Below are 14,409 nucleotides of genomic sequence, written 5' to 3' on the forward strand. Positions count from 1 at the left end.
TTCGAGGGCCAGCGCATTATATGCTCCATGACAAGCCGGATTGCCGGCGCGCAGCATTGGATGGCCGGTGGAACAGCCTCGCACAGCAAATATCCTCGTCGCCGGCACCGGTCCTGTCGGCCTGATTGCCGCGCTGGGACTTGCCGATGCAGGGTTTCCGGTCGTGCTTGCCGGGCCTGCACCGGCGGGAACGGACGGCCGGACAACGGCGCTGATGAATCCCGCGCTCGCCATGCTGGCGAAGCTGGGCGTGCTGGATCGCCTGGAAGGCAAGGCGGCGCCCTTGCAGGTGATGCGCATCGTGGATGCGACGCGGCGGCTGGTCCGCAGTCCGGTGGTGACATTCCGCGCCAGCGAGATCGACGAGGCGTATTTCGGCCTCAACATGCCGAATAAGGTGCTTGTCGAGGCGCTGGTCGACGCGGTGTCCGCCCACCCCGCCATAGTCTGGAGCAAGGCGCTTGTGTCGCATTGGGCGTTCGAGACGGATCGTGTCCGGGCCATCCTCGCCAATGGCGAAGAGCACGTTGCAGCGCTCGCCGTCGCGGCGGACGGACGTATGTCGCCGGCGCGCGAGGCCGCGGGCATCGAGGTCAGCAACCATGCCTACCCGCAGGCGGCATTGGTCGTGAATTTCGGCCACGCGCGCGGGCACGGCTTCACCTCGACCGAGTTCCACACCGAAACCGGACCCTTCACGCAGGTGCCCCTGCCCGGCGACCGGTCGAGCCTCGTCTGGGTGGTCAAGCCGGAGACGGCTGCCGAATTGGCGGAACTGGATGACGAAACGCTGTCGCGCCGCATCGAGACGCAGATGCAGTCCATGCTCGGGCGGGTGACGGTCGAGCCGGGCCGGCAGGTCTATCCGCTGTCGGCGGCGGCGCCGCGCCGTTTCGCCCAGAACCGCGTGGCGCTGGTCGGCGAAGCCGCGCACCTGTTTCCGCCCATCGGCGCGCAGGGGCTTAATCTCGGCATCAGGGATGTCAGCGATCTGATTGAAATCGTGTCGAAAAATCAAGCCGATCCCGGCGATTCCAATGCCTTGGCGGCCTATGACCGGAAACGCCGCCCCGACATTCTGGCCCGCAGCGGCGCGGTCAATCTGCTCAACGCCTCGCTGCTCTCCGACATGCTGCCGGCGCAGATGGCGCGAAGCGCCGGTCTTGCCATGCTGGACCGGATTGCGCCGCTGCGCGCCCTGTTCATGCGCGAGGGGCTGCGTCCCGGCAGCGGGCTTTCCGCGCTGTTCGGATCGCTACGGGAACAGGTCCGGCGGCAGTAGGCCGGCGCGGATCATGTAAAGCAGGCACGTCACGGTGATGACCGAAAAGCAGGTCGTCATCAACACGCTGGCCGAGGCGCGCTGGACCCATACATTGTATTGCTGGGCGATGACGAAAACGTTGGTGGCAGACGGCAAAGCCGCCAGCAGCACCGCCGAAAACATCCAGGTCTCGGAAAAATTTCCGACCCAGCTCAGCACCACATAGCAAAGCAGTGGCTGGCAGATCAGCTTCAGCACGACGATCGGCGCCAGCTCCGGCGGCACGCGCTTCAGCGGCCTCAGCGCCAGCGTGACCCCCATCGCGAACAGCGCGCAGGGCGCCGCCGCGCGGGCAAGGTAGTCGAGCAGTAGATTGACAGCCTGCGGCGGCTGGATCTGGAAATAGGCCGCTGCAATGCCGAAAAAGGTGGCGATGATGAACGGATGCAGGAATATCTTGCGCAGCACGTCCGTCACCAGTTGCGGCAGCGAGGTCTGCTCCTTGCCGGACACCGCCATGAGCAGCGGCGCAATGATGAAATGCATGACGTTTTCGAAGCAGAAGATCAGCGCCACCGGCACCGCCGCCTGCTCGCCGAACGCCAGCAGCGCCAGTCCCGGCCCCATATAGCCGATGTTGCCGTAGGAGGCGGCGAAGCCCTTGATCGTCGATTCTGCGATCTCGCCGCGCGAGACCAGCATGGAGCCGATGAACATGGTGGAGAAGATGATGAGGGTGGAAAAGGCAGAGCCGAGGATGAACCCCCACTCGGTCAGTTGCTCGAAGGGCGTCTTCGCCAGCAACTGAAAGAACAGGGCCGGCAGGGCGACGTAGATGATGAAGATGTTCATCCAGCCGAGCGCTTCCAGCGGCTGCCGGGCAATTCTTGCCACGACGAAACCGATGAAAATCAATCCGAAGAATGGAAGTACGAGACCGAAAACGTCCGACATTGCTCAATCGCCTGAAACCAGAGCCGGCGCTAACGCGCGGATTGCTGCTTCGTCAAGCGCTTTGGGATTGAACTAAAGGCCCCTGTGCGCCAAATAAGATAAGAAATTCAAGTGGTGAGTAAGATGAAGTCAGCCAAGTTCTCGATCGGACAGGTGGTTCGCCATCGGCTGTTCCCGTTTCGCGGCGTCATATTCGACGTCGATCCGCAATTCGCCAACACCGACGAGTGGTATGAATCCATTCCGGTGGACGTGCGCCCGCGCAAGGACCAACCCTTCTACCATCTGCTGGCGGAGAATTCGGAGACCGAGTACATCGCCTATGTCTCGGAGCAGAACCTGCTCGAGGACGAGTCCGGTGAACCGGTCCGGCATCCGCAGATCCGCGAATTCTTCGACAAGACGCCCGAGGGCCGCTACGAGCCGAAGGGACAGTTGAAGCACTGAGTAGAGACAAGAAAAAGGCTCCCAGGGGAGCCTTTTTCTTGCGAAATAGCCGGGCGGCTCAGCCGTCCTTCTTCGTCGTAGCCACACGCAGCGACAGCTCGCGAAGCTGCTGCGGGCTCGCCTCCGAAGGCGCGTTCATCAGCAGGTCGTCGGCCTGCTGGTTCATCGGGAACAAGGCGATCTCGCGCAGATTCCTGGCACCGACCAACAGCATCACCACCCGGTCCACGCCAGCGGCCATGCCGCCATGCGGCGGTGCGCCATACTGGAAGGCGCGATAGAGACCGCCGAAGCGCTCCTCGACGGTGGTGCGATCCAGCCCGACGAGTTCGAAGGCCTTGACCATGGTTTCCGGCAGATGGTTGCGGATGCCGCCCGAGGCGAGTTCGTAACCGTTGCAGACCAGGTCGTACTGGAACGCCTTGATCGACAGCGGGTCGGAGCCGTTCAAGGCGTCGATGCCGCCCTGTGGCATGGAGAACGGGTTGTGGGCGAAGTCGATCTTCTTCTCGTCTTCATCCCATTCGTAGAACGGGAAATCGACGATCCAGCACATTTCGAATCGATCGCGGTCGACGAGGTTCAACTCCTCCCCTGCCCGCGTGCGCGCGGACCCGGCGAAGGAGACAAACTTCTTCGGATCGCCAGCAACGAAGAAGACGGCGTCACCGTCGGCAAGGCCAAGCTGTTGACGAATCGCTTCGGTGCGCTCCTCGCCGATGTTCTTGGCGAGCGGCCCGGCGCCCTCGATCTTCTCGCCTTCCTTCCGCCAGAAGATGTAGCCGAGGCCCGGCTGTCCCTCGCCCTGCGCCCACGAGTTCATGCGGTCGCAAAAAGCGCGTGAACCGCCGGTCCTGGCCGGAATGGCCCAGACCTGGGCCTTGTCATCGTTGGCCAGGATGTTGGCGAACACCTTGAAGCCCGAGCCCCGAAAATGGTCGGAGACATCCTGCATTTCGATCGGGTTGCGCAGGTCTGGCTTGTCGGAGCCGTATTTGCGCATCGCCTCGTCATAAGCGATGCGCGGGAATTTCTGCGTCACCGGCTTGCCGTTGGCGAACGTCTCGAAGACGCCGCGCATCACCGGTTCCATGGTGGCAAACACGTCCTGCTGCTCGACAAAGCTCATTTCGAGATCGAGCTGGTAGAATTCACCGTAGAAGCGGTCGGCGCGCGGATCCTCGTCGCGGAAGCAAGGCGCGATCTGGAAATAGCGGTCGAACCCCGAAACCATCAAAAGCTGCTTGTACTGCTGCGGCGCCTGCGGCAGCGCGTAGAAGGTGCCTGGGTGGATGCGGCTCGGCACCAGGAAGTCGCGCGCGCCTTCAGGCGACGAGGCCGTGAGGATCGGCGTCTGGAATTCGTTGAAGCCCAATTCGCCCATAAGCCTGCGCATCTCGGAAATCACGCGCGTGCGCGTCATGATATTCTTGTGCAGCGTCTCGCGGCGCAGGTCGAGGAAGCGGTATTTCAGCCGGATGTCTTCCGGATAGTCCGGCTCGCCGAACACCGGCAGCGGCAGTTCCTTCGCCGACGACAGCACTTCCATGTCGACAGCATAGATCTCGATCTCGCCGGTCGGCATGTTCTTGTTGACGGTCTCGGCGGTGCGCGCCTTGACCTCGCCATCGACACGGATGACCCACTCGCCACGCACCGTCTCGGCGATCTTGAACGCCGAGGAATCCGGATCGGCGACGATCTGCGTCAGGCCGTAATGGTCGCGAAGGTCGATGAACAGCAGGCCGCCATGGTCGCGGACGCGATGGACCCATCCCGAAAGGCGGACGGAGGCGCCGACATCGGCCTTCCTCAACTGGGCGCAGGTATGGCTGCGGTAACGGTGCATGGTCGAATATTCCGGTCAGAAGTTAAGCGTGACCGAAGCAGTTTGGCCCGGTCCGAAATCGGCGCGAAAAGCGCATGGGCATCCCCGTTTGTCAAGCGAAGGCCTGTGTTTTGCCCGCTTGGCCACGCTTGCGCCGGTGAAGCCCGGTCGCGGCAACGCAGATAAGCTTTCGTTCTTGCGGTGCGAACTTCGAGAGCCTACGCAAAAGCAAGTGCCATTCCTGTCCGTAATCTGCCAAAAGTCGCCATGCCCAACGTTTCAATCCTTGTCGATGCCGATGCCTGCCCGGTGAAAGCCGAAGTGGAGAAGGTGGCCGAGCGGCACGGCGTCGTGGTCACTTTCGTTTCGAATGGCGGTCTGCGCCCGTCCCGCGACCCGATGATCCGCAATGTCGTCGTATCCAAGGGCGCGGATGCCGCCGACGACTGGATCGTCGAAAACGCCAAGGCCAACGACGTGGTGGTGACGGCGGACATTCCGCTTGCCGCCCGCGCGGTGGCGCTTGGCGCGCATGTGCTCGGGCCGACCGGAAGGCCGTTCACGCCCGAAAGCATCGGCATGGCGGTGGCGATGCGCGACTTGAAGCAGCACTTGCGCGAGACCGGCGAGAGCAAGGGCTACAATGCCGGCTTCTCGCCGCAGGACCGCTCCCGCTTCCTGTCCGAACTAGACCGCATCTTGCGGCGGGCGCTCAAATCCGCCACACCTGCTCCCTGAAAGTCGAGGGGAAGCAATGCCGTCCAAAACCGCCGCCCCGCTTCATCGCCATATGCAGTTCGCCATCTCGGCCGGCATCGGCGCCGTGGCCGGTATTGTCGCGCTGCTGCTGAAATCCTCGCTGGCCTACTCGATCGGCGCCAACGCGTTCTTCATCGTCTATATCGCCATCGTCCTGTGGCAGATGCCGATGTTGACCGCCGACTATCTGAGCAAAAATGCGCGCGCCACCGACCAGCCGGTGGGCATCATCTTCATCGTCACGCTGGTCGTCATCGGGGTTGCGGTCGTCTCGCTGTTCCAGCTCATCAACAGCAAGGACAGCCCCGACCTCGCCGGCCTGCTTTTTTCGCTGACGTCCGTTCCGCTCGGCTGGTTCACGCTGCAGGCGATGACCGCATTGCACTACGCGCATGTCTACTGGATGGATGATGATGGCGCGAAATCCGGGAAGAAGGTGCCGGTTGGCGGTCTGGAATTTCCCGGCAAGGATCGGCCCGACGGCTGGGATTTCCTCTATTTCGCCGCGACGATCGGCATGACGTTCCAGACGTCCGACACCGAGATCACCACGACGGAAATGCGCCGCATCACGCTTCTGCATGCGGTGGTGTCGTTCTTCTTCAACACCGTCATCGTCGCCGCCGCGGTCAATCTTGCAGTCAGCCTGGGCGACTGAGCGGCAGCGCGTTCACAAAAATTCGTGAACGCCAGAAACATCGCTTTCACCCGAGACGTACTAGGATAGGAACTGAACGCGTTGGCCGCCTGTCGGCGCAACCGGAGACGACATGATGGATTCGGCCGTCACGCCCACGCAATCGGAACTGCTGACCCCACACGGCAAGGGACCCCTGATCTACCGCCAGTCGCGGTGGACGCGGCTGACCCATTGGATCTGGGCGTTCTCTCTGTTCTTTCTGCTTCTGTCCGGCCTGCAGATATTCAACGCCCGGCCGCAGCTCTACATCGGCAAGGAGTCCGGCTTCCAGTACGACAACACAATCCTGCAGATTGGCGCTGAAAGCACGCCGAACGGACAACGCGGCTTTACTGAAATCTTCGGCATGAAATTCGACACGACGGGCGTTCTCGGCCTGTCCGGACCGGAGGGGCAGCAGCGCGTCCGCGCCTTCCCGTCATGGGCGACCATCCCGTCCTATTACGACCTCGGCACAGCGCGCGTGGTGCACTTCTTCTTCGCCTGGGTGCTGGGAACGACTTTGCTGGTCTGGCTGGTTTCCAGCCTCGCCAACGGCCATCTGCGCCGCGATCTGGCTCCGCGGGTGCAGGATATTCGCCGCCTGCCGCAGGATGTGGTCGACCACATCAAGCTGAAATTCCACCACGTCCGCGAATACAACACGCTGCAGAAGCTCGCTTATGGCGGCGTGCTTTTCGTGCTTCTGCCGCTGATGATCCTGACCGGCTTTGCGATGTCGCCGTCGATGAACGCCGCCCTGCCCTTCCTCAACGACATTCTCGGCGGAAGGCAGACCGCGCGAACCATCCATTTCACCGTCATGCTTCTGCTGGTCGCCTTCTTCATCGTCCACATGCTGATGATCCTGGCGGCCGGTCCGATCAATGAACTGCGCTCGATCGTCACCGGCTGGTATCGCACCGACCCGCCTGCTCGCGACGACGCCGAAAGGAGCGCATGAGATGGCGAAGTTCATGATCAGCCGGCGCAAGTTCCTGACCTCGGCCAGCATCGGCGCCTCCGGCATGATGCTCGCCGGTTGCGATGCGTTCGACAGCCAGCTCGGCATCGGCAAGGGCCTGCGCAGTTTTCTCGAGGGGGCGAACGATCTGACCCACCGCGCCCACCGGCTTCTGGTCGGCGCAAACACGCTGGCGCCGGAGTTTTCGGAGAGCGATATACGTCAGCCCATGCGGCCGAACGGCGTCACCGCGCCGGACGACGATACCTACAAGGGGCTTCTGGCGAACGATTTCGCCGACTGGCGGCTGGAAGTGACCGGGTTGGTGGAAAAGCCGCTGTCGCTGACCCGTGACCAGCTGATGAACATGCCGAGCCGCACGCAGATCACCCGCCACGACTGCGTCGAGGGCTGGAGCTGCATCGCCAAATGGACCGGCACGCCGCTGGCGCTCGTGCTCGACCAGGCGGTGGTCAAGCCGGAGGCGCGCTACGTCATGTTCCACTGCCTGGACACGATCGACAAAGGCCTTTCAGGCGACATCAAATATTACGGCACGATCGACCTGATCGACGCCCGCCACCCGCAGACGATCCTGGCCTATGGCTGCAACGGCAAGCCGCTGCCTGTCGAAAACGGTGCGCCGCTGCGGGTGCGCGTCGAGCGGCAGCTCGGCTACAAGCAGCCGAAATACGTCCACAAGATCGAGCTTGTCTCAGGCTTCGCCGACATTGGCGGCGGCCGTGGCGGCTACTGGGAAGACAATGGCTATGACTGGTACGGCGGCATCTGACTGCGGCATCCCGCGCAGCCGTCAGGCCGCCGTCCTGACGATGTCGTTGTAGGTATCCAGATCGACATAGAAGACACGGATGATCTCACGGATCAGTTCGTCGTCTTCATAGCCCTGTGATCTCAGAATGTTGACGGCAGTCAGGATGTCGAAGCGCTCGGTGAGCCGCCGCTTCTGGTAGTCTTCGACAAAGCGTTCCATTCGAATTGTCCCCCGTCCGATTGCCCAACGCGCTTACCAACGCTGAAATCGTCGAAGGAACGGTACGAATGATCGCTTGCGCGGAACTTGCCGACGCTGCGATGTCTTCCCCCTCGATCTGCCCCAAACCAGACTCGGAAAAAGCGGGCGACTCACAGGCCCGGCTGAAGAATATCACGCAGCTTTACATGACGTAATATAGTTGGGTCGCCGGTCAGGAATTTGCCGAACGGCCTGCCTCGCTCCGCCTGAGCGGCGATCCTGCATCCCGCTCGTGCATCAGGCGTCGATCCCGGCTAGAAGAGGAACCTGGAAACGCCGCCAAGTGCATCATGAATATCCGAACGATTCTGTCACTGATCATCGCTGCGACAATCCCCGCAGGAGCCGCAAAGGCCGGAATTGCCGACGGCACCCTGCCTGCCGGTTCATACCGTTGCGAGGTCTATCTTCTGGGCGCGTTCCTGACGCTCGGCGACATCCACATCAAGGGAAGCGTCTACAGCGGCCCCAGCTATTTCGGTGCCGGTGGACAGGGTTACAACTATCAGATCAGCCCGAACGGTGAGATAAGCTGGCTGGGTCCTCTCGGCGGCTTCACGTCCGGCGGCAACAGCGTCTCGCTGACCCAGATCACCGCTGACACCGAGCCGAACGCCTCGTTCGACATCATCATGCGGCAGGCGGATGGCGCCTTCACCGCATCGACATGCACGAAGCGGCAGACGCCTTCCGTCCCCTAGCTGGTCAGCTTTCCAGGACGTCCTTGACAACGGTCGCCAACTGCTTGAGCGAAAACGGTTTTGGCAGGAAACCGAACTGCGCGTCCGCGGGCAGGTTCTTGGCGAAGGCGTCTTCCGCATATCCCGAAACGAAGACGAACTTCACGTCAGGCTGGCGCTTGCGCAACTCTCCCAGCAGCGTCGGTCCGTCCATTTCAGGCATCACCACGTCGGACACGACAATATCGATCTTGCCTTCCAGGGCATCGAAGATTTCGAGCGCCTCGACCCCGGAAGAGGCTTCGTGGACGGTGTAGCCGCGCGAAGTCAGCGCCCGCATTCCCCCCATGCGCACGGCGTCCTCGTCCTCGACAAGAAGCACGGTCGCCGAACCGGAAAGATCCTTGGCCTCGGCCGGCTTTGCCGCAACTGCGGGCTGCGGCGTCTCGCCCTGTCCGCTCTTGACCTCGCCTTCGCCCGCTTTTGCGGCATGGCGAGGCAGGAAGATACGGAACACGGTGCCCTTGCCCTGTTCGGAATCGCAGAAGATGAAGCCGCCGGTCTGCTTGATGATGCCGTAGACCATCGAAAGGCCGAGGCCGGTGCCCTTGCCGACTTCCTTGGTGGTGAAGAAAGGCTCGAATATTTTCTTCAAGACCTCCGGCGCTATGCCGCTGCCGGTATCTTCCACCTCGACCAGGACGAAATCCGCAGGCGCCAGCTCGCGGTATGGAAACGCCTTGCTCTCCTCCAGCGTGAGGTTGCGTGTGCGCACCAAAAGGTCGCCGCCCTCGGGCATCGCGTCCCGGGCGTTGACGGCAAGATTGACGATGACCTGCTCGAACTGGCCGATATCGACCCTGACCGGCCACAGGTCGCGGCCATGCTCAATCTTGAGCTTGATGCCGTTGCCGACCAGCCGCGCCAGAAGCATTCGCAGATCGGCCAGCACGTCCGTGAGGTTGAGCACCTCCGGCCGCAAAGTCTGCTTGCGCGAGAAAGCCAGCAGTTGCCGCACCAGCGAAGCAGCGCGGTTGGCATTCTGCTTGATGTTCATGATGTCCGGGAAAGACGGATCGGACGGCCGGTGGTTGGTCAGCAGGAGATCGGACGCCATGATGATGGCGGTCAGCACATTGTTGAAATCATGGGCGATGCCGCCGGCGAGCTGCCCCACCGCCTGCATCTTCTGGCTTTGCGCCATCTGGTTTTCGAGCGCCTTCTGCTCGGTCGTCTCGACGGCATAGACGATGGATGCCTCTTCGGCGCCGTCGCCGGTGCCGTCCGCCACCGCATTCACGTAGAAGCGGATATGGCGCTCTTCATTGTCAGGCAGAACCGTATCGATCGGTGCGATATCGGCCTGGCGTTGCCGGGCCTTTTCGAGCGCCGCGCTGAAGGCGGCGCGGTCGCGCTCGTGGATGACCGTATCGAGCCGCACGCGCCGGTCCAGCGCATCCCGGTCGACAACCGTCGAGAACAGCGACAGGAACGGCGCGTTTGTGCGCAGGATGCGCCCGCTCTGGTCGACGGCGGCGATGGCCATCGGCGTCGAGTTGAAGAACCGCGTGAAGCGCACCTCGGAAGCCCTGAGATCGGCGGAGGCGTCCTCGCCCTGCGTGCGGTTGAGCACGATTGTCCTGGTCGGGCCATGGATGCCGTCACGGCTGGCCGTGACCCTGTGCATGAAGCGTACCGGCAGCGCCTCGCCCTGCATGGTGGTGAGGTCGAGGTCGATGACGGCGTTGCGCGTGGTGCCGGGATCGGCCTTGACCGAGCGGATCAGCGCCATGCCGTCTCCGGCGACAATTTCCGGCAGCGTGACTGCGCCCGGCGTGAAGCTTGTGAGATCGATACCCAGCCATTCGGCCAGCGTCGCATTGACGTAGGTGACGCGGCCTTCCTGGTCGGCAGAGAAGAAGCCTGCCGGCGCATGGTCAAGATGGTCGATGGCCTTCTGCAGATCCAGAAAGAAGCGCTCCTGCTCGGCCCGTTCGCGCGAAATGTCGGCAAGCTGCCACGCCAGCAACGGCTGCCGCTGACCGGGGACGTTGAACGTCCGCGCCGCCGTCCGATACCAGCGGGCGCCGGGCTCCGCGCCGGGACGAATCGATTGCGTCAGGCGAAACTCGCCGTCACCCGCCTGGCCATCCCGCAGGTCTGAGGCCAGCCGGAAAACCGTCGCCGAAGCCTCCGGCACATCCGAAAGCAGCCCCTCCACGGTCTTCAGGTCCGCAGCCGATGTCGCGCCGGTCATTTCGGCATAGGAACGGTTGGCGTAAATGACGCGGCCCTTGTTGTCGGTGACCAGCAGCCCCTGCGACATCGAATCGACGAACGCCTTGGAGAGTTCGTCACCGGTGGAGCGCGGGGCGATCTGAATGAAGCCAATGGCGGTGGCGAACAGAAAGCCGACCCCGATCATGGCAAGCACGCCGAGCATGCCGAGCAGGAACGGATCGCCGAAACGCTCGCGGAACACGCCGAAAACGACGGCGGCGCCGGTCAGCACGACGATGAAGACGATCAGCCGAACGACGGCGCCGGGCCGCGTGCTCTGGTCGACGATCGGCGCCGGATAGAAATCGCCGCGCGTTTCTTTGGCCATACGCCCCCTGCTCACCAACTTCAGTCGCCCCCTGCCTTAAGCGGTTGAATCATATTCTCCTAGTCCGGAAAAGACCTGAGCGGCAATGTCCCGTGAAAAAGGTGACGGCAGCCGGATCCCCTTTCGACTTCACAATGGGTTGTATGAACTTGCAGCTTCGTACCGCATGAGGCTACTGTCGCGCACTTCAATGTCGGATGGGGGACACCGATGCTCGAATGGCTGGATGGCTTGGCGGGTCCTGACTATGCACCCGCCCTTCTGTGGACCTTTGCCGCCCTTGTCCTGCTGGCGATTGTTCTTGTCATAATCAGGCTTGTCCGGAGAATGACGTTCGGGACCTATGTCGCTGGCGGGCGCAACCGCAAGACCCGGCTGGCCGTCATGGATGCCACCGCCGTGGACAGTCACAGGCGCCTGGTGCTCGTTCGACGCGACGACATCGAGCATCTCCTGCTGATCGGCGGCCCGACCGATGTTGTCGTCGAGCGCGACATCCGGCTTGTCGCCCGGCGTCCGGCGCCTGCCAGCGACCCAGGACAGGCGCAGACGCGGCCGCGGCCCCAGCAGCCGGCCCCCGTATCCGCAACACCGGTCGCCAAGCCGCAGGCGGCTCCGCCTCCCGCAATGCGGTTTCCCGAACCCGTAGCCGCGCCGCGTCCGCAGCCCTATCTGGCGCCGGCAGCGCCGCGGGCCATGTCCCCTTCGTCAAATCCAGGCCTGGCGAAAACACAGACGGCCACCAAGAACGATCCTATCGACGATGCGTTGATGCAGGAACTGGAGATGTCGCTGGATGACGAACCGGTTTCGCGGTCGGTACCGGGGAACGTCCCGTCGCTGGACGACGAAATGACCAAGCTGCTCGGCGAGCTTTCCACCCACAAGAAGTAGCGGACAAGAAAAAGGCCGGGCAAGCCGGCCGGAAATCGATCTTTTTAGATGTATCGGTACAGCGCTCAGTCGTCGCGGTAGACCTTTTCGCGCCGCTCGTGCCGTTCCTGTGCTTCGATGGAAAGCGTAGCGATCGGCCGGGCGTCGAGCCGCTTCAAGGCGATTGGCTCACCCGTCTCTTCACAATAGCCGTAGGTGCCTTCCTCAATACGCTGAAGCGCTGAATCGATCTTGGAGATCAACTTGCGCTGGCGGTCGCGGGCCCGAAGTTCGATCGCCCTGTCGGTCTCGGAAGAAGCCCGATCGGCGAGATCGGGGTGGTTGGCGTTTTCCTGTTGCAGAATTTCGAGAGTTTCGCGCGCTTCGCGCAGAATGTCGTTCTTCCAGGTCACCAGCTTCTGGCGGAAGTAAGACTTTTGTCGTTCGTTCATGAACGGCTCATCTTCGGACGGCACGTAATCGGCAGTAACGATATCGTTCATTCGACTCACCCGACAGCCCTAAAAATTTGGGCCTATATATTCACCGACCGATGCCGGCACAAGCGCAATCGATCAGCCGGTCACGCATTTGTTAGGGACCGGATGCGGCGTTCGAAGATGCCGGAAAGCGGCGTTGCCGGGCTTTGGGGCGGGGAAAGCCGCCACGCCCTGCGTGTCCGGCGCGGACGCGCAGGAAGCCCAAAACGGTCAGGTTTCGTGTAGGGCGAGCTCGAACGTCACGCAAACCGGGTTGGCGCCTGGCGAAAGCGTGCCCTCGGTGATGACACCGTCAATATCGACGATGGCAATGCGCAGACGGCATTTGCCCGCGCGCACTTCGCCCTGCGTGATGAGCACTTCTGTCGCGAAGGACGGCACCTCCGGTGCATCCTCAAAGACCGCGCCGACGACGCTGCCGACACCGTGAACGACAGCGTTTTCAATGCCGTGCTGGCGGCATAGCGCCTCGATGGCCTCACCGATCTCCTCATTGGGTCGAACCCGGCAGATAAAGCCGCGCATACCGGACCTCGTATCATCCGGCGAGGAAACCGGCATGAAGAGGCGAAAGTTGGTCTCCGGATCCTCCTGCACGTCGAACCGGGCGCCGGAAGCGCCCCAGGCTTCGGCTTCGACTGGTTCCGCAAGTTGGCTTTCCAGCGGCAGGAGGTGGCCCATGCGGCGCTGGCCGTCCGCCGTGCGCCATACGCCGTGACAATGGAAAAAGGACGCGCCGTCGCGACGTCCGACAACCATGCCGGCGTCTTCGATCACCGCCGTTCCGTCTGGCGCATAGGTATCGCTGTACCACGCGGCGTGCGCGCCGTCGGGCGACGGGGCCGGTATGACATAGCGCAGCGGATTTACGCGCGCGTTGCGAAGACGGATGTAACCACTTGAGAAGCCTGTCTCTTCCAGTGCCGCCGCGACCGCGTCGTTCATGCTCCTGCCGGGACTGAGTACGACCTTTTGCTTTTCAATCCGACAAGGGACGGATACGGCGCGCTCGGCCGGGAGCGGTCCGGGGTGGACGATGGTCCGGGCAAAACGGCTCATTACGCCGCGAGGCCCGCATTGATGAAGCCGCCGTCAACCGCCAATATCTGGCCGTTGACGTAACTCGCATCGTCCGACAGCAGGAAGGCGACGGCGCTGGCGATCTCGCGGGGTGTACCGTAACGGCGCATCGGAACGCGCGAGTTCCACTGCTGACGGACCTGTTCCGTATGCACCTGCTGGGCCATCGGCGTGTCGATCGGCCCAGGCGCCACCGCGTTGACGCGGATACCCTGCGAGCCCAGCTCGTTTGCCATCACCAGCGTGAGCAGGTTCTGGCCACCTTTGGAGGAGCCGTAAGCCACCCTGCCCTTGTTGCCGCAAAGACCGGAAACGGAGGTTATGTTCACGATTGAACCGGACGACCCATGCGCCAGCCAGTGCCGTGCCGCGGCGCGCGAAACGATGAAGGTTCCTGTCAGATTGACGTCGATGATGCGCCGGAATTCCTCGACGCTGGTCTCGACCGCCGGCTTGTCCATGGCGATGCCGGCGCAGTTGACGATCCCGACAAGCGGACCTTCGCCGGCAGCCGCCATGATAGCCGCCTCGACGTTCATCTCATCGGCCACGTTGCAGACGATGCCGTTCGTTTCCGGCAGGCCAAGCTCGGAACAGGCTTGCCGTAGCGGCTCGGCGCGCAGGTCAAGCAGGAATGGGTAATACCCACGCTCGAAAAGCAGGCGCGCCGTCTCCAGCCCGATGCCCGACGCGCCGCCGGTGATCGCCACGGCTTTCCGTTGCTCGCTCATCATCGC

General features: G+C 62.7%; 15 protein-coding genes. 8 read left to right on the top strand and 7 right to left on the bottom strand.

Annotation, left to right across the window (positions count from 1 at the left end):
- Window positions 1-67: 67 nt before the first annotated feature.
- Window positions 68-1,282 carry a UbiH/UbiF family hydroxylase gene (locus ASD44_RS05800; RefSeq protein ID WP_056115516.1) on the top strand — a complete coding sequence of 405 codons (1,215 nt, stop codon included), beginning with the start codon at window positions 68-70 and terminating at the stop codon, window positions 1,280-1,282.
- Here the strand turns inward: ASD44_RS05800 and ASD44_RS05805 are convergent.
- Window positions 1,256-2,218 (bottom strand): AEC family transporter, encoded by a 963-nt coding sequence (locus ASD44_RS05805; RefSeq protein WP_056109733.1) that lies wholly within the window; start codon window positions 2,216-2,218, stop codon window positions 1,256-1,258. The genes ASD44_RS05800 and ASD44_RS05805 overlap by 27 nt on opposite strands.
- 123 nt (window positions 2,219-2,341) lie before the next feature.
- Between ASD44_RS05805 and hspQ the strand changes: the two genes are divergently transcribed.
- Window positions 2,342-2,665, top strand: a complete 324-nt coding sequence (gene hspQ, locus ASD44_RS05810; protein ID WP_056109735.1) for a heat shock protein HspQ — start codon at window positions 2,342-2,344, stop codon at window positions 2,663-2,665.
- Window positions 2,666-2,723: 58 nt separating this feature from the next.
- On the opposite strand, the gene aspS is transcribed toward hspQ, so the two are convergent.
- Entirely contained in the window at window positions 2,724-4,514 is a 1,791-nt protein-coding gene (gene aspS / locus ASD44_RS05815) for an aspartate--tRNA ligase (protein WP_056109737.1), read from the bottom strand.
- A 246-nt stretch (window positions 4,515-4,760) separates the two neighbouring features.
- On the opposite strand from aspS, the gene ASD44_RS05820 reads away from it, so the two are divergent.
- The 4 genes from ASD44_RS05820 (at window position 4,761) to ASD44_RS05835 (ending at window position 7,688) form a co-directional block, all read left to right on the top strand.
- A complete protein-coding gene (locus tag ASD44_RS05820; RefSeq protein WP_056109739.1) occupies window positions 4,761-5,231 on the top strand; it encodes a YaiI/YqxD family protein in 471 nt (156 codons plus the stop codon).
- Between the two features lie 16 nt (window positions 5,232-5,247).
- Window positions 5,248-5,910, top strand: coding sequence for a DUF1345 domain-containing protein (locus ASD44_RS05825; protein ID WP_056109741.1), 663 nt, complete (start codon window positions 5,248-5,250; stop codon window positions 5,908-5,910).
- Between the two features lie 115 nt (window positions 5,911-6,025).
- A complete protein-coding gene (locus tag ASD44_RS05830) occupies window positions 6,026-6,895 on the top strand; it encodes a cytochrome b/b6 domain-containing protein (protein ID WP_056115518.1) in 870 nt (289 codons plus the stop codon).
- A gap of 1 nt (window position 6,896) precedes the next feature.
- Complete coding sequence (locus tag ASD44_RS05835) at window positions 6,897-7,688, top strand: molybdopterin-binding protein (RefSeq protein WP_056109743.1); 792 nt, start codon at window positions 6,897-6,899, stop codon at window positions 7,686-7,688.
- A gap of 21 nt (window positions 7,689-7,709) precedes the next feature.
- Here ASD44_RS05835 and ASD44_RS05840 read toward each other — a convergent pair whose 3' ends face one another.
- A complete protein-coding gene (locus ASD44_RS05840; protein WP_056109745.1) occupies window positions 7,710-7,889 on the bottom strand; it encodes a hypothetical protein in 180 nt (59 codons plus the stop codon).
- Window positions 7,890-8,221: 332 nt separating this feature from the next.
- Between ASD44_RS05840 and ASD44_RS05845 the strand changes: the two genes are divergently transcribed.
- Complete coding sequence (locus tag ASD44_RS05845; RefSeq protein WP_056109747.1) at window positions 8,222-8,632, top strand: hypothetical protein; 411 nt, start codon at window positions 8,222-8,224, stop codon at window positions 8,630-8,632.
- Window positions 8,633-8,636: 4 nt separating this feature from the next.
- On the opposite strand, the gene ASD44_RS05850 is transcribed toward ASD44_RS05845, so the two are convergent.
- Complete coding sequence (locus ASD44_RS05850; RefSeq protein WP_056109749.1) at window positions 8,637-11,219, bottom strand: PAS domain-containing sensor histidine kinase; 2,583 nt, start codon at window positions 11,217-11,219, stop codon at window positions 8,637-8,639.
- 210 nt (window positions 11,220-11,429) lie between these two features.
- Here ASD44_RS05850 and ASD44_RS05855 point away from each other — a divergent pair, with 210 nt between their 5' ends.
- Window positions 11,430-12,113: a flagellar biosynthetic protein FliO gene (locus ASD44_RS05855; RefSeq protein ID WP_056109751.1), complete on the top strand. Its 684-nt coding sequence runs from the start codon at window positions 11,430-11,432 to the stop codon at window positions 12,111-12,113.
- Between the two features lie 65 nt (window positions 12,114-12,178).
- On the opposite strand, the gene dksA is transcribed toward ASD44_RS05855, so the two are convergent.
- The 3 genes from dksA to ASD44_RS05870 all read right to left on the bottom strand — a co-directional run bounded on the left by dksA (window position 12,179) and on the right by ASD44_RS05870 (window position 14,406).
- The gene (gene dksA, locus ASD44_RS05860; RefSeq protein ID WP_056109754.1) at window positions 12,179-12,595 is read right to left on the bottom strand and encodes an RNA polymerase-binding protein DksA; all 417 of its coding nucleotides are present in this window, start codon (window positions 12,593-12,595) and stop codon (window positions 12,179-12,181) included.
- A 207-nt stretch (window positions 12,596-12,802) separates the two neighbouring features.
- Window positions 12,803-13,537 carry a DUF296 domain-containing protein gene (locus tag ASD44_RS05865; protein ID WP_056109756.1) on the bottom strand — a complete coding sequence of 245 codons (735 nt, stop codon included), beginning with the start codon at window positions 13,535-13,537 and terminating at the stop codon, window positions 12,803-12,805.
- Between the two features lie 113 nt (window positions 13,538-13,650).
- Window positions 13,651-14,406: an SDR family NAD(P)-dependent oxidoreductase gene (locus ASD44_RS05870; protein ID WP_056109757.1), complete on the bottom strand. Its 756-nt coding sequence runs from the start codon at window positions 14,404-14,406 to the stop codon at window positions 13,651-13,653.
- Window positions 14,407-14,409 lie beyond the last annotated feature (3 nt).

Origin of the sequence: Mesorhizobium sp. Root554, from assembly GCF_001427025.1 — a bacterium.
Taxonomy (GTDB): Bacteria; Pseudomonadota; Alphaproteobacteria; order Rhizobiales; family Rhizobiaceae; genus Mesorhizobium.